The organism is Pseudomonas sp. 3B-A001-10F, from assembly GCF_056313565.1.
On record NZ_JBQYFW010000001.1, the window covers coordinates 207,516 to 220,697 of the forward strand.

At 59.8% G+C, this 13,182-nt stretch carries 16 protein-coding genes and 2 pseudogenes; 12 read left to right on the top strand and 6 right to left on the bottom strand.

Annotated features, from left to right (window positions below; genetic code table 11):
• Positions 1–92 precede the first annotated feature (92 nt).
• The 8 genes from AC0ZWN_RS01080 to AC0ZWN_RS01115 all read left to right on the top strand — a co-directional run bounded on the left by AC0ZWN_RS01080 (position 93) and on the right by AC0ZWN_RS01115 (position 7,647).
• Positions 93–2,030 (top strand): TonB-dependent receptor plug domain-containing protein, encoded by a 1,938-nt coding sequence (locus AC0ZWN_RS01080; RefSeq protein WP_476333716.1) that lies wholly within the window; start codon positions 93–95, stop codon positions 2,028–2,030.
• A complete protein-coding gene (locus tag AC0ZWN_RS01085) occupies positions 2,030–2,389 on the top strand; it encodes a (2Fe-2S) ferredoxin domain-containing protein (RefSeq protein ID WP_093433383.1) in 360 nt (119 codons plus the stop codon). Before AC0ZWN_RS01080 ends, AC0ZWN_RS01085 begins: the two co-directional genes overlap by 1 nt.
• Entirely contained in the window at positions 2,386–3,306 is a 921-nt protein-coding gene (locus AC0ZWN_RS01090; protein ID WP_093433386.1) for an ABC transporter substrate-binding protein, read from the top strand. The genes AC0ZWN_RS01085 and AC0ZWN_RS01090 overlap by 4 nt, the downstream gene beginning before the upstream one ends.
• 50 nt (positions 3,307–3,356) lie before the next feature.
• Positions 3,357–3,560 carry a PLD nuclease N-terminal domain-containing protein gene (locus AC0ZWN_RS01095; RefSeq protein ID WP_007916127.1) on the top strand — a complete coding sequence of 68 codons (204 nt, stop codon included), beginning with the start codon at positions 3,357–3,359 and terminating at the stop codon, positions 3,558–3,560.
• 183 nt (positions 3,561–3,743) lie between these two features.
• A complete protein-coding gene (locus AC0ZWN_RS01100) occupies positions 3,744–4,805 on the top strand; it encodes an NAD(P)/FAD-dependent oxidoreductase (protein ID WP_476333719.1) in 1,062 nt (353 codons plus the stop codon).
• 64 nt (positions 4,806–4,869) lie between these two features.
• Positions 4,870–5,352: a GNAT family N-acetyltransferase gene (locus AC0ZWN_RS01105; protein WP_175559599.1), complete on the top strand. Its 483-nt coding sequence runs from the start codon at positions 4,870–4,872 to the stop codon at positions 5,350–5,352.
• 19 nt (positions 5,353–5,371) lie between these two features.
• The gene (locus AC0ZWN_RS01110; RefSeq protein ID WP_476333720.1) at positions 5,372–6,088 is read left to right on the top strand and encodes a phytanoyl-CoA dioxygenase family protein; all 717 of its coding nucleotides are present in this window, start codon (positions 5,372–5,374) and stop codon (positions 6,086–6,088) included.
• A gap of 17 nt (positions 6,089–6,105) precedes the next feature.
• Complete coding sequence (locus tag AC0ZWN_RS01115; protein WP_476333722.1) at positions 6,106–7,647, top strand: methyltransferase regulatory domain-containing protein; 1,542 nt, start codon at positions 6,106–6,108, stop codon at positions 7,645–7,647.
• Between the two features lie 34 nt (positions 7,648–7,681).
• Here AC0ZWN_RS01115 and AC0ZWN_RS01120 read toward each other — a convergent pair whose 3' ends face one another.
• Positions 7,682–8,149, bottom strand: coding sequence for an anti-virulence regulator CigR family protein (locus AC0ZWN_RS01120; RefSeq protein ID WP_476333723.1), 468 nt, complete (start codon positions 8,147–8,149; stop codon positions 7,682–7,684).
• Positions 8,150–8,254: 105 nt separating this feature from the next.
• Between AC0ZWN_RS01120 and AC0ZWN_RS01125 the strand changes: the two are divergent.
• From AC0ZWN_RS01125 to AC0ZWN_RS01135, 3 genes and pseudogenes are all read left to right on the top strand, one after another.
• Positions 8,255–8,368: pseudogene (locus AC0ZWN_RS01125) on the top strand (VOC family protein); the annotation flags it as partial.
• Between the two features lie 66 nt (positions 8,369–8,434).
• Positions 8,435–9,343, top strand: coding sequence for an alpha/beta fold hydrolase (locus tag AC0ZWN_RS01130; RefSeq protein WP_258709737.1), 909 nt, complete (start codon positions 8,435–8,437; stop codon positions 9,341–9,343).
• 78 nt (positions 9,344–9,421) lie between these two features.
• The gene (locus AC0ZWN_RS01135) at positions 9,422–9,580 is read left to right on the top strand and encodes a DUF2986 domain-containing protein (protein ID WP_093433404.1); all 159 of its coding nucleotides are present in this window, start codon (positions 9,422–9,424) and stop codon (positions 9,578–9,580) included.
• A 126-nt stretch (positions 9,581–9,706) separates the two neighbouring features.
• Here AC0ZWN_RS01135 and AC0ZWN_RS01140 read toward each other — a convergent pair.
• Positions 9,707–9,853 (bottom strand): annotated as a pseudogene (locus AC0ZWN_RS01140) (AraC family transcriptional regulator); the annotation flags it as partial.
• Between the two features lie 175 nt (positions 9,854–10,028).
• Between AC0ZWN_RS01140 and AC0ZWN_RS01145 the strand changes: the two are divergent.
• The gene (locus AC0ZWN_RS01145; protein ID WP_476333726.1) at positions 10,029–10,574 is read left to right on the top strand and encodes a GNAT family N-acetyltransferase; all 546 of its coding nucleotides are present in this window, start codon (positions 10,029–10,031) and stop codon (positions 10,572–10,574) included.
• A 42-nt stretch (positions 10,575–10,616) separates the two neighbouring features.
• Here the strand turns inward: AC0ZWN_RS01145 and AC0ZWN_RS01150 are convergent, their stop codons facing one another.
• From AC0ZWN_RS01150 to AC0ZWN_RS01165, 4 genes are all read right to left on the bottom strand, one after another.
• A complete protein-coding gene (locus tag AC0ZWN_RS01150) occupies positions 10,617–11,333 on the bottom strand; it encodes a class I SAM-dependent methyltransferase (protein WP_476333727.1) in 717 nt (238 codons plus the stop codon).
• Between the two features lie 117 nt (positions 11,334–11,450).
• On the bottom strand, positions 11,451–11,882 hold the full coding sequence (locus AC0ZWN_RS01155) for an SRPBCC family protein (protein ID WP_093433410.1): 432 nt from the start codon (positions 11,880–11,882) through the stop codon (positions 11,451–11,453).
• A gap of 65 nt (positions 11,883–11,947) precedes the next feature.
• Positions 11,948–12,334 carry a nuclear transport factor 2 family protein gene (locus tag AC0ZWN_RS01160; protein ID WP_093433413.1) on the bottom strand — a complete coding sequence of 129 codons (387 nt, stop codon included), beginning with the start codon at positions 12,332–12,334 and terminating at the stop codon, positions 11,948–11,950.
• Positions 12,335–12,415: 81 nt separating this feature from the next.
• Positions 12,416–13,159, bottom strand: coding sequence for an SDR family oxidoreductase (locus tag AC0ZWN_RS01165; protein WP_093433610.1), 744 nt, complete (start codon positions 13,157–13,159; stop codon positions 12,416–12,418).
• Positions 13,160–13,182: the final 23 nt, after the last annotated feature.

The window sequence follows — 13,182 nt, forward strand, 5'->3', positions numbered from 1 at the left end:
AAATCCTGCGGTGGGCGGGCATGGGCCGGTATTGGCTGTGCGCGATGCCTTCTCTTGCATGCTCTTCTGCGAAGATCCTTTTCGAGAAGACAATGATTCGACCTTTCAACACTTCTGCTCCAACCCTGTTCCTTGGCTGCCTGTTCAGCCCGCTGCTACTGGCCGACGACGCGCCGCTGGAACTCAATCAACAAATCGTTACTGCACCGTCAGTGGAATCCACCACCGTCGCCGAGATGGCCAGATTCGGCAGCAAGGTCGAAATCGTCAGCCGCGAGCAGATCGAACGCGCCGGCCCCAGCGCCGATGTCAGCCGGGTGATGCAGATGTTCATTCCAGGCTTGTATGTGGCGCCGAAAAACGGCCCTTTCGACTACGGCACGTATTCGCTGCTCGGCGGGCGCAACGACGACACGCTGATCCTGCTCGACGGCGTGCGCCTGAACAATCGCCTGTACGGCGGCCTCTATCTGGACACTCTGCCGGCCAACGCCATCGAACGCATCGAAGTGCTCAAGGGTGGGCAGAGCCTGTTGTTCGGCACCCAGGCCGTGTCCGGTGTGATCAACATCGTCACCCGCAGCCCGCAATCGCGCAAAGCCGCCGGCGAAGTGAATCTAGGCGTCGACAGCTTTGGCGGCACCACCGAAGACGCCCGCGTCGAGAATATCTTCACTAACGGTTTCGGCGACCTCGGTTTGTTGGCGTACGTCAGTCACAACGTCTCCGACGGTTACCAGCCCTATCGCAACCGCGACATGAAAAACGATTCCGGCAAGGATCGCGCCTACGAAGTCACCACGTTCGGCGGCAAGGCGATTCAGTCATTCGGCGATGATTCGCGGCTGGAGCTGTTTTACCAATACGCCGACGCCAACCTCGATTTCGCCCGCCCGGTCGACAACCACAAGACCACTAACGACCGCGTGCAGCAGATCGCCACGGCGACGTTCGAACAGGACATCAACGAGCGTCTGAGCTACTTCGTCAAAGGCCATATCAACGACTGGGACACCCGCTACACGCGTGTCAACAACGTCGCCGGCGGCGGCACCAAGGTCATCAACCACAATGACTATTGGGGCTTCACCGATTGGGGTGTGCAGGCCGAAGGCAAGGCTGAATTGCCCGGCGATCATGTACTGGTGTTCGGCACCGACAACCAGTGGTTCAAGGGCCAGGATGATGTGTTGATCATCGATAACGACAAGGCCGAAGCCCACGCTTTCTACACGCAACTGCGCCCGCAGATCGACGCCCTGCCCGACTGGCACCCGAGCATCGGTGTGCGTCACGAAGCCATGAGCGGTGGCGATGGTGCCACCGTCGGCATGCTCACTTCGCTGTATGACCTCAATGACAATTGGTCGGTGCGCGGCCAGTACGGCAGCGCCTACAAACTGCCAAACGCCGAGCAATTGTTCGTCAATGAACCGGGCGACGAGATCGGCAATCGCAACCTGAAGCCGGAAAAAAGCCGCAATGCGGAGCTGGGTGTCGACTACAAAGGCTTTCTGCTCGACCGCGAATTCAGCGCCAGCGTGACCCTGTTCAAACGCAAGATCGACGACTTGATCACCCTCGACGACATTCAATGGGTCAACGGTGAAGGCCAGGTGCGTATGCGCGGTTTCGAGGCCGACACCAAACTCGCGCTCAACGATCAATGGAGCCTGCAAGCGGACATGACCCGCAACCTCACCGAATCGCGCAGCGGTGTAACCCTCAACGATATCCCGAGCTTCTTCGCCCGCTCGCGGCTTGGCTATGAATCGGAAAACCGTCTGTGGGGCGCCGGCGGTGCGATCCGCTATATCCGCGACATCAAAAGCTCGAAGCAAGTCGAGTACGGTAACTATTCCGTGGTCGACGCCGACGCTTATCGCTACCTCGACAACGCTCATCAGCACCGCGTGAGCCTGCTGGTGGAAAACCTGTTCGACCGCGATTACGTCACCAGCCGTTCGAGCAACGTCGACAACCTCGGCCGGCCGTTCACCTCCGAAGTGCGCTACACGTACCGCTTCTGATGAGTGGAATCAAAACCGTCGACGGCGTCGACACGCACCCGGACTGGTCAAATGTGCCCGAGCATGCGCGCCATGTATTCCTCTGCACCGGCCCGCGTTGCACCCAGCGCGGCGCCTTGCAGTTATGGAAAACCCTGCGCCGGCATTTGCTCGCGCACGATCGCATCGAGACGCCGGATGGCGTCTTGCTGACGCGTACGCACTGCCAGTTTCCGTGCAATCTGGGGCCGATTGTAACGGTGTATCCGGAGCGCTGCTGGTATGGCGTGCGCAGCCATGAAGATGTGCAGCGGCTGGTCGAGGGGCATCTGGTGGGCGGTGAAGTGGTTGCGGATTTGCTGATCAAGGTGCAGACATGAGATCGATTCTGTACGTACTTGGCGCCCTGCTCTGCTCAATGCCTGTACTCGCCGACAGTTACCGCAATTGCGGCGAAGAATGGAGCGCCGATCAATCTTCGCGCATCGTCGCGCTCAATCAGCATGCGGCCGATCTCGTCCTCGCACTGGGTGCCGGGCCAGCGCTGGTCGGCGTGGCGTATCTGGATGACACCGGTGCCGGTCAGCGCCAAGCCGAGTATTTCGGCGTACCGGTAATCGCGCGGCAGTACCCGGCCAGCGAAGTGCTTTACGCTGCGAAGCCGGATCTGGTGATCGGCGGTTTTGCCACGGCGTTCGGCGACGGGGTGACCTCGCGCTCGGGGCTTGCGCGCAATGGCGTGGGTTCGTATCTGCTGGAGTCCGCCTGCAACGGGCACTCACTGGATTATTTCGCGCATGTGCGCAATGACTTGCTGACCTTGGGCAAGCTGCTGCACCAGCAGCAAAAAGCCCAAGCATTGATCGACTCCATGGAAAAGGACATTGCCAGCGCCCGAGCCTTGGCCGGTGTAGGTAAACCGTTGTCCGTGTTCTATCTCGACAGCGAAGTCAAAGGTCTCGACAGCGAAGGTCGACGTGGCTTTGTCACCCAGCTGTTGGCCGCTGCCGGTGCGCGCAATGTGTTTGCCGACATCAACCTCTATCGAGTGACCGTGAACAGCGAAACCCTGCTGGCCAGCGACCCGGACGTGATCCTGCTGGCCGACGCCGAATGGTCGCCCGCCCGCCGCAAACGCTACCTGTTGGCCCACGACCCGGTCCTCTCGCAACTGCGCGCGGTGCGCGAGAACCGCATCATCGAGATCCCTTTCACCCACCTGCTGCCAACCTACAACAGCGGCCGCGTCGCCTTGCAACTGGCCCGCCTGCTCAATGCCCTGAATAAAAATAAATGAACCCGCCGCACCCTACGCCACCTAACGAACAGACCATCAGGAGGTAGCCAATGCAAATCGAAACCGTGTGGATCGTACTGGCGGCAGTTCTTCTGCTAATCGAACTCTGGGCCATCAATCGGGTACGCAAGAGCGAGGGGAAAGCGAGCAATAAGGGTGTGTGGATTGTGCTGATCGTGTTTGTGCCGTTGTTCGGGTTGATTGCCTGGGCGCTGGCGGGGCCCAAGCATGTCAGTCAGCATTCGGCGTCGTAACCTGATCCTTGATCCATAGCGACTGAGCATCCGTCACGGACCGGCAGGCCTAATGCCCGCCGGAGATATGCTTGCTTAAACCGTTGCCAGCGGACGAGCCCGGCTTTTGGCCGGGCTTTTTTCTGGTTGCTCGCTGCGTCTCCCTGCTGCAGGATCAGCCGATCGACAACAGGGAATGTTGAAATGAACCAGGCAACACATCGACGAATTGTGGTGGTGGGTGCGGGCATCGTCGGCGCCTCGCTTGCGTATCACCTGTCCGGCAAAGGTGCACAGGTCACGTTGATCGAGGCCGGCGAGATCGCGAGTGGCGTGACGGCAAGCTCTTTCGCCTGGATCACTGCCACGCACGCCGGCGCTGAGCCGATTGCGCAATTGCGCGGTATGGCCATAGAAGCCTACCAGCGACTCGAAACCGAGCTGCCGGATTTGCAGATTCGCTGGACCGGAGCGCTGTCGTACAGCGAATCAGCAGAGTATCCGGCGTCGGCGACATTGTTATCGTCTGCCGAAGTGCTTGCCCGCGAGCCCAACCTGAAAAATCCCCCACCCTGCGCGTTATTTCTTGCTGAAGAAGGCGCACTCGACGCCGTGCAGGCCACCCACGCCTTGATTGCCGGCGCCCAGGCGCTGGGGGCGCAATTGCTCACGCAAACCCGAGTGACCGCTTTCAAAACCTGCAACGCAGATGTCACCGGCGTTGAAACCACAGCGGGCACGTTTGATGCTGACCTTGTTGTGCTTGCCGCGGGGACTGGCACCCGGCAGTTAACACAGATGCTCAGCGTCTCCCTGCCCATCGACGCCTCGCCCGCCATTTTCATCCGTTACCAGACCCAACCGGGCCTCGTTAAAGGCATCATTTCCAGCCCTGTCATGGAAATTCGGCAAAGCGCCGACGGCACGTTGCTGGCCGCTGAAGATTATCTGGGAGAGGCGCCGGGCAACTCGCCGACTGACATCGCCCGGCAAACCGCCGAAGCCATACAGAGTGAACTTCACGGTGTGGTTTCCATTGCGCCGCAAACCGTCGCCGTCGGGCTTCGACCCATGCCCGCTGATGGCCTCCCCGTTGTCGGTTACTTGCCTGGGGTCGGTGGAGTTTACGTTTGCGCGATGCATCCCGGTGTGACGCTGGCGGCAATCGTCGGGCGCCTCGTCAGTGAAGAGCTGCTGGATCACCAGTCATCTGCTGCCCTTGCACCGTGCCGCCCAGAGCGTTTTTTCAGAATTGCGGCAAAGTGACAAACAACGCTGCTCTTACCCGCTGAGAACCTGCGGCAATATCTACAACAAAGAGATTTTTATCATGGAAGAAGTCATCACCTATCGCATTGCCACTGCTGACGATGCGCCGGTAATGAGCGAATTGGGCCAATTGCTCAACTCGGTACACCACGCCGCTCGCCCTGATATCTACGCCGCCGCCACCGAAGATTTTGCCCGCGATTTGCCGCACTGGGCCGGGGTATTCGAAAAGCCTGGCCAGATCGTCTTCATCGCCAGCGCCGGTGAACGGCCCGTGGCATTCATTACGGCCATCCTGTCCGCCAGTTCCGGCCCGCTGATGCAGCCGCAGAATGTGGTGCGCATCGGCTCGGTGTGTGTCGCCGAGCCGTTCTGGGGCAAAGGCATTGGCCGCGCACTGATTCAACGGGTAAAAGACTGGGCTATCGAGCAAGATGCTCAGGACTTGCGCCTGACGGTGTGGCCATTCAACGAGCGCGCGGTACGCATGTATGCCGAGTTCGGCTTCGAAACCCGTGCCCTGGAGATGGGCGTGCGTTTGTGAGGAGCGGACACGTCCGATCATGAATAACCGTGAACAGCTCCATCAACAGGGTTTCGCCCTGCTCCGTCATGCCATACCCGCCGAATGGCTGGACGACCTGCGCCAGGCGTTCGATGCGGGTGTGCTGCCGTCAGATCGCTGGCCCGTGCCACGCGGTCAGGACTGGCGCCATTCGCTGCTGGATGAGCATGCGACCGTGCGCGCGGTGTGCCGCTTGCCAACGGTGTTGGCCGTGGTCGGTGAGCTGATCGCCGAGCGCTTCTTCCTGTCCCAGGTTGAAGGTCGCGAACCGCTTGCGGGGGGCGGCCATCAGCAGCTGCATCGCGACTTGTCCGCGCAACGCCCCGGCGACTGTGCGGTGGCCCTGGCTTTTTTCGATGACTATGGTGCCAACAACGGCGCGACCCGTATCGTCCCCGGCAGCCATCGTCCGGCGCCGGGAGCACCACCGGTAGACGTCAATGATGAGTCGGGGTCAGTCCAGCTCACGGGCCGTGCGGGCGATATTCTGGTGTTCGATGTCGACCTGCTGCATGCCGGCACCAGGAATCTGCTGGGTGGGCGCCGGCGTTCGGTTCTGATCAACTATTGGGCCGAGCCGCTGTACGCGTCTCACCTTCAAACGATGGCTCTGCGAAATATCCGCATGGACCCTATCGAATGGTTTGATCCTGCCGACAACATCCCGGTGGACAGCGCAAGATTGAACGACGCAAGTCCAATCCCTCATTTTTGATTCAAGAGGCTGCACCCATGAGCAACGCCTGGAACGAAGGTTATTTCACCGACGAAGGCTACACCTACAGCTATAGCCGGGAAATCAATCCGGTATTCCAGCGTTACTGCCTGTTGTTGCGCGGTGTTGCCGGTCTGGACAATCCCGACGGTTATCACTGTGAACTCGGCTTTGGCCAGGGTGTGTCGATCAATATCCACGCCACGGCGAGCCCTGCCGGCTTCGTCGGGACGGACTTCCACCCCGGTCAGGCGGCCCATGCCATTGAGCTGGCAGAACTCAGCAACAACGGCGCAAAACTCTATGACGACAGCTTTGAGCAACTGCTGGCGCGCCATGATTTGCCGCAATTCGACAGCATCAGCCTGCACGGCATCTGGACCTGGGTCAGCCGTGACAACCAGAAGCTGATTGTCGAATTCGCTCGGCGCCACCTCAAACCGGGTGGTCATCTGTACGTCAGTTACAACGCATTCCCGGGCTGGTCGCCTGCGGCGCCGTTGCGCCAATTGTTCAGCCTGCACGACCGTTTCGCCAATCACGCGACGCGGGCGGATCAGCGCATCGACGCCGCGTTGCAGTTTTCCGAAGCGCTGCTGGCGGCCAACCCCAAGTACGCCATTGCCGCGCCAAGTCTGGGCGCCCGACTGCAGACCATCAAAGGTCAGGACCGCCAATACGTCGCCCACGAATATTTCAATCGCGACTGGAACTGCATGTATTTCGCCGACATGGTGGATGCGCTGGCCCCGGCCAAGCTCGATTACGTCACGACAGCGGTGCCGCTGGATTCGGTTGATGCACTCAATCTGAGTGCCGAAGCCCTGACCTTTCTCGACGGTATCGAGCACCCGGTGATGCGCGAGCAGGCACGTGACTACTTCGTCAATCAATCTTTCCGTCGTGATCTGTACGTGCGGGGTGCCAACCGGCTCTGCGCCGCTGAGCGCCGGGCGCGTATGCTCAAAACGCGTTTTGTCCTCATGCAACCAGCAGAAAACGTAGCGTCCAGCGTCACCGGCCCCGCTGGCGAAGCGTCTTTGCAAGCGGAAATCTACGGCCCGCTGCTCGATGCCCTCGCGGGCCAGACGTATGAAGCCAAAACGATGCAGCAGTTATTCGATGCGGTGTCGCCAATCGCCTATGACGATCTGGAACAGGCGCTCGCCATCCTGGTCGGCATGGGTGCGGTGGCCCCGTGCCAGAGCGAAGCTGCCGAGGCTCTGGTGTATGAACGCTGCGCTGCGTTCAACCTGCAACTGTGCAAGCGCGCGCTGTTCAACGCCGACATTCAGGTGTTGAGCAGCCCGGTCACCGGCGGTGGCGTCATGGTCAGCCGCTTCCAGCAACTGTTCCTGATTGCAATCCGCCAGGGCAAACAGCACCCGGCGGAGTGGGCGCAACTGGCGTGGAGCGTCATCGCTGAACAAAACGAAGTGTTGGTCAAGGACGGCAAAACGCTGACCACCGCTGAAGCCAACATCGCCGCACTGACCGAGCAAGCCCAGGCGTTTGCCGAACAATCGCTGATCGTGCTGAGCGCTTTGAAAATCGTCTGATCGGGGTAGGTGGTGCGCAGCGGGGCAGGAAATCTTAATCAAACGCCCCGTTGAGCACCTCGTAAATCAGGCCGGTGGCCAGCGCAACCAGTATCAGATCCGTACCCGCCTGCTGCCATTCGTAGCCATCGTAATGCGGCAGGTGACCGACCAGGCGTCCATCGAGCTTTTTCGCGATCCCGGGCGGGAGCGGTTTGCCGCGTGCAAGATTCTTTTGAATGCCCGGTGGCAGCGCAGGCCCCGGGCTCCAGTAGTCGCGGTAGCCACCAACAATCCCGAGCACATTGCCGCGATCAATATTTGGGCCATGACTCCAGTCACCACCCGAGTTGTTGCCCTTGTTGCCATTGCCTTTCTGGTTACCGTGGCCCTGCACATTCTGCGAATTACCTTTGCCATTGCCCTGGCCCTTGCCATTACCGGGATCAGCCAATGCCATCGCCGAGCTGACAACCAGCGCAAGAGAGGAAATCGTTGCAATCAACGTGTGTGACTTGTTCATGCGGCGCGCCTTCATGGTGGGTTGCTCCTGTGTCATCTTGACGTTACACATCAGCTTAGTTTATTCCGGCTGACCGATCGTCGATTACGCCCAGCCCATCGACTCCCGTCCGGAACGCGCATCATCTGGTTGCCCAAGCGCTTCGGGCATTTCTCGATCGAGATTCTCGAAGAGAAGGCGCTGGGGGCATTTATCGAGGCAGCATTTGCTTGCGGATGAAACTCCGCCGCCCCTGATCGATACGTCTACGCTCTCTCCATCGCCACCACGCCTGGAGACTTCGCCATGACCCGCCCACTGCTGACTGGCCTCGCCCTGCTCGTCCTGAGTTTTCAGGTCCACGCCGACGTCACTCCCTTCCCCGCCACCTTCCACACTCAGGACATCAAAGTCGAAGGCGCGACAATGCACGTGCGTGTCGGTGGCAAAGGCCCGGCCGTGGTGCTGTTGCATGGCTTCGGCGATACCGGCGATATGTGGGCACCGCTGGCGGCGGATCTGGCCCGCGACCACACCGTAGTGGTGCCGGATCTGCGCGGCATGGGTTTGTCATCGATTCCGCAGGACGGTTACGACAAGAAGACCCAGGCCGGCGACATTCGTCAGGTGTTGAGCGCGCTGAAGATCGAACATTCGGTGGTCATCGGGCATGACATCGGCACCATGGTCGCGTTCGCCTATGCCGCGCGCTATCCCGAGCTGACCGAGCGCCTGGTGGTGATGGATGCGCCCGTGCCCGGCATCACACCGTGGAACGACATCGTTCGTTCGCCGATGCTCTGGCACTTCGACTTCGGCGGCGCGGACATGGAGCGTCTGGTTGCCGGGCGCGAACGCATCTACCTCGACCGCTTCTGGAACGAGTTCGCCGGCACCCCGGCCAAAGTCGATGAAGGCACCCGCCAGCATTACGCCAAGCTCTACGCCCGCCCCGGCGCCATGCACGCCGCATTCGCCCAGTTCCGCAGCATTCGTCAGGACGCCCTCGACAACGCCCCCGTTCTGCAGAAACACCTGGCCATGCCGGTGCTCGCCGTGGGCGGTGAAAAGTCCTTTGGCAACAACGAAGCGATCGTCATGCGCAATGCCGCGGACAACGTCACCGAGGTGGTGATTCCGGCAGCCGGACACTGGTTGATGGAAGAGGCGCCGGCACCGACCATCAAGGCAGTGCGCGACTTTATCGCAATGTGAAGAATGGGCATTGCCTTGGCCCGACGCTTACGTCAGGATTCGCCCCTTTTGCGCGCAAGAGCAGGCCGGACAGAAAACATGAATCGTCAAAAGAAACTGCAGCAGTTGTTCAAGGAAAAGGCCAAGAAGGCCAGCGCCAAACTGGCGCCGAAAAAGCCCAAGTACATCAGCAAGGCTGAGCGGGCGAAACTGGAGGCTGAGGCGGCGGTGGAATCAACCGATACCCGCGAGAGCTGATCTCTGCCCTGCAAGAACGGCGCAATATTCGCCAGCGCCCGCTCAATGTAGCGGTCTTTCTCCGCCATCGGCGCCACGTCATGCAGCGCATCGCGTGCAGCTTGCAAACCGACAAGCCGTGCGATGAACCAGGCCGTTCATTGACCGCACCTTGGCTGTGGGACTGGCGATAGACACGCGCCAGTCCGGCTGCCGAACCCGGTTGAGCATGGCGTAGGCAATCAGCGAATCGAGTTCGTTGAAACCTTCGACAGTCAGAATGGCAATGTGCATGCCGAGCCTCAAGCGAGATAGCCGAAAGCTCATCGTAGAGTCGCAAAATCAACACGATCAATAAATTGTCATGGATACAACCGTTGGCTCCATGAATTCCCACCGAATTGGATCTTTCCTTAACCCGTTGTCGCCCTAGACTGGTCACACTCCTCAGATCGATCAGGAAGAAACCATGCCGGTATGCGAATTCGACTGGCAACCCGTTCTTCATGGACGCACGCTAAAGCTCAGGGCGCTGACCGCCAGTGACTTTGAAGTGTTGTTTTCAGCGGCGAGTGACCCGCTCATCTGGGCCGGCCATCCTGCCCACGATCGCTATGAACGGCAGGTGTTTGAAAGGTACTTTGCCGCTCGACTGGCCAGCGGAAAAGCACTCGTCGTTATCGATATCGAATCGGGGCAAATCGTCGGTATGTCGAGCTACTACACGCCACCCGATCAGCCCGAAAGTATTGCCATCGGCTACACCTTTCTGGTGCGGGCAAAATGGGGTGGCGATGCCAATCGTGAGTTGAAGGCACTGATGCTGGAACATGTATTCGAAGTCTACGGCACCGTCTATTTTCACATTGGTCCCGCCAACATCCGCTCGCAAAAAGCGGCGTTGAAAATCGGCGCCGTGCACTTGTACGACGCCGAGTTGAACCTCTCCGGTGCACCGGCCCTGTGCAAGTGCTATGGGCTGACCAGGGAACAATGGATCGAACGCCGACGGTGACGTTAATGGCATGTCTGAGCGCACCTTGCGAGCCAGTCCGCATCAAGAAGGCGTTTTACACGCCAGCCAAGCCCCCCAGAACAAACTGCTGAAAAATCGCGTCGCCTCGCCAAACCCGGCCTCATGCAACAACGCCTGAACCGCCGCTTCGGAATGCGGCGGGTCGGCGCCTTGCAGAATCTTGCCCAGCTTGGCCTTCACCTCCTCCGCACTGGCGCCCTGCTGCCGCCAACGCTGCCCCCACGCCTGGAGCATTAATGGCTGGCTGGCATAGGCGTAATGGTTGCCGGCGACAATCAGCGGCGCGTCCGGTTTGAGCCGCGCCTGAATCGCTTGCAGGATCTGGCGCTTGGGCTCATCACCGTTCAGATGATGGAGCACGCCGATCAACGTTGCCGCATCAAATGAGGCAGCAGCCGGCAGGTCTTCGACGTGGCCAAGATGCAACTGGGTTCGGTGCAGCAAGTCGTTGGCCTGCAGTTGCGCTGTCGCGGTTTCCAGCATCGGTGCGGAAGGGTCGACTGCGGTGAAATGCCATTGCGGCTCCAGCGCCGCCATCGCAATGATTTCCTGCGCCGTACCGCCAGCGCCGACCACCAGTATGTTGGCCGGACGCGAACCCAGGCTCGCCGCCAACATGCAGGCCGCCAGATCATGACAGGCGTCGTAGCCGGCCAGCGCGATGCGGCTTTGGCGGGCGTATTCGCTGGCGCGGGAGGTGTCGAATTTTTCTGCGGGGCTGGTCGAGGTTTGGCTCACGGCAATGCTCCTGGTTTTTCGAGCACGCTACGCCGAAGAGCGCGAGAGGGAAAATTCATTCGCTTCATGCCCCGCATTCCTTGCGGGAATGCGGGGCATGTGAACCTGGGTTTTGTATTACCGAGCAAGCAGCGCCTGCAGCCCACCATGGCCGTCGACGATCAGGCTGCGAATCAGTGCCTGATAGTGCTCGGCACTGGTCGGTTCTCGAAGATCGAAACTGGCCAGCCAACTGACCAGTGTTCTGTCCTGGCCTGACAAAGCAACCAGTTCCACGCTGGCCACGTAGTTGTCCAGCGGTAAGGGCGACTCTTCAAAACGGTAGGACAGCCTCAACGCCGAGTCATCAACCGACAACAAGCGCTCTCTGACAACGGCGCCATCGCTCAACGTGAGCGTGCGAATGCAGCCCACAATCTCGGGACCTGCGCCTTCGATATGACTGTCCACAATCGAAGGGTGCCAGTTCTTGATCTCGCCAAACTGCTTCACCACGTTCCAGACCTGTTGTGCAGCGCCTTCCACGACAGCGGAAAACTTAACCTTCATCTCGTATCCCCTTGTAATTGATCATCCGCCGATCCCGGCAACGGACTACCGGGATCGACCGAGACTCAGGCCTCGAACTGGTGATAAACCTTGGCGATGACCTTCCAGACGCCGCCCATTTTGATCAGGGTCAGGTAGTCGTTGTAGTCAGCACCGATCGCATCGGTTTCCATGTCCACGCGCACCACTGCGGTGGTCGGTGTGATCGCCAGCACGTCAAGACGTGTGCTGATTTGCGGGGCAGCACCGTTTTTCTCGACGAAATCAAACAGGTTCTTGATCGGGCCGCCGAGTAATTCGCCGTTGGTGAAACCGTACATCACCGCCTCTTTATGGAAGGCTTGAGCAACGCCTTGAGCATCACCGACCCGAAGACCTTCGACGTATTGATTGGCGGTGGCGATGACAGCGGTGTATTCGGCGGTCGGTACAGCCTTGATGTTCTTCGACATGGTTGTTTCCTTTCGTTGGGGGTGAGTTACAAAGGCCACCGGAAGCCAAGGCTGGCACCCGGTGGCTGCAGCAGCCAACACTCACCAGTCCTGGCGCGTCGGCGAAATGATGAGGTCGTTGACGGTGACGTTTTCCGGCTGGTTGAGCGCATAGATCACCGCACGGGCAACATCGTCAGGCGCGATGGCGATGCGGTTGAGTTCCTGGGCGGCCTTGCGCCCTTGCGGATCACTGACCTTGTCCGCCCAACCGGTATTGATAACGCCGGGGCTGACCGTGTTGACGCGGATGCCATGCTGTACGCCCAGTTCCTTGCGCATGGACTCGGTCATGGCCTGCACAAAAAATTTGGTAGCGCTGTAAACACCCGCCGCCGGCCCGACCTGATGGCCGGCCACCGAGTCCATATTGAGGATCTGCCCGGACCGCTGCTCCAGCATCACAGGCAGCACTGCCGCAGTAGCGTTGAGATAACCCTTGATGTTCACGTCGATCATCTTTTCCCAATCCTCCACGGCCAGATCGACCCAATTGGAGAACAGCATCAGCCCGGCGTTATTCACCAGAATGTCGACACCGCCATAGGCGTCCTGCGCGAACCTGGCGAGTGCTCTGGTTTGCTCAAGCCGGGTCACATCAACGGTAAAAGCGACCACGTCATGGCCGGCCTCACGCAACTCGGCGACGAACGCCTGCAGGCCCTTTTCGTCCAGCGCAGCGGCAACCACGCGAACCCCTTGTGCCGCCAGCGCGCGCGTCGTGGCCGCGCCGATACCGGAAGATGCACCGGTGACGATGGCGACTTTGTTGTGTAGATAATTCATGTTCCGTTCCTCTTTGCAGTGAA

Excerpts from the sequence above, each read along its gene's own strand:
- AC0ZWN_RS01080 (WP_476333716.1), top strand. The coding sequence starts at position 93 with ATGATTCGACCTTTCAACACTTCTGCTCCAACCCTGTTCCTTGGCTGC.
- AC0ZWN_RS01085 (WP_093433383.1), top strand. The coding sequence starts at position 2,030 with ATGAGTGGAATCAAAACCGTCGACGGCGTCGACACGCACCCGGACTGG.
- AC0ZWN_RS01090 (WP_093433386.1), top strand. The coding sequence starts at position 2,386 with ATGAGATCGATTCTGTACGTACTTGGCGCCCTGCTCTGCTCAATGCCT.
- AC0ZWN_RS01095 (WP_007916127.1), top strand. The coding sequence starts at position 3,357 with ATGCAAATCGAAACCGTGTGGATCGTACTGGCGGCAGTTCTTCTGCTA.
- AC0ZWN_RS01100 (WP_476333719.1), top strand. The coding sequence starts at position 3,744 with ATGAACCAGGCAACACATCGACGAATTGTGGTGGTGGGTGCGGGCATC.
- AC0ZWN_RS01105 (WP_175559599.1), top strand. The coding sequence starts at position 4,870 with ATGGAAGAAGTCATCACCTATCGCATTGCCACTGCTGACGATGCGCCG.
- AC0ZWN_RS01110 (WP_476333720.1), top strand. The coding sequence starts at position 5,372 with ATGAATAACCGTGAACAGCTCCATCAACAGGGTTTCGCCCTGCTCCGT.
- AC0ZWN_RS01115 (WP_476333722.1), top strand. The coding sequence starts at position 6,106 with ATGAGCAACGCCTGGAACGAAGGTTATTTCACCGACGAAGGCTACACC.
- AC0ZWN_RS01120 (WP_476333723.1), bottom strand. The coding sequence starts at position 8,149 with ATGAACAAGTCACACACGTTGATTGCAACGATTTCCTCTCTTGCGCTG.
- AC0ZWN_RS01130 (WP_258709737.1), top strand. The coding sequence starts at position 8,435 with ATGACCCGCCCACTGCTGACTGGCCTCGCCCTGCTCGTCCTGAGTTTT.
- AC0ZWN_RS01135 (WP_093433404.1), top strand. The coding sequence starts at position 9,422 with ATGAATCGTCAAAAGAAACTGCAGCAGTTGTTCAAGGAAAAGGCCAAG.
- AC0ZWN_RS01145 (WP_476333726.1), top strand. The coding sequence starts at position 10,029 with ATGCCGGTATGCGAATTCGACTGGCAACCCGTTCTTCATGGACGCACG.
- AC0ZWN_RS01155 (WP_093433410.1), bottom strand. The coding sequence starts at position 11,882 with ATGAAGGTTAAGTTTTCCGCTGTCGTGGAAGGCGCTGCACAACAGGTC.
- AC0ZWN_RS01160 (WP_093433413.1), bottom strand. The coding sequence starts at position 12,334 with ATGTCGAAGAACATCAAGGCTGTACCGACCGCCGAATACACCGCTGTC.
- AC0ZWN_RS01165 (WP_093433610.1), bottom strand. The coding sequence starts at position 13,159 with ATGAATTATCTACACAACAAAGTCGCCATCGTCACCGGTGCATCTTCC.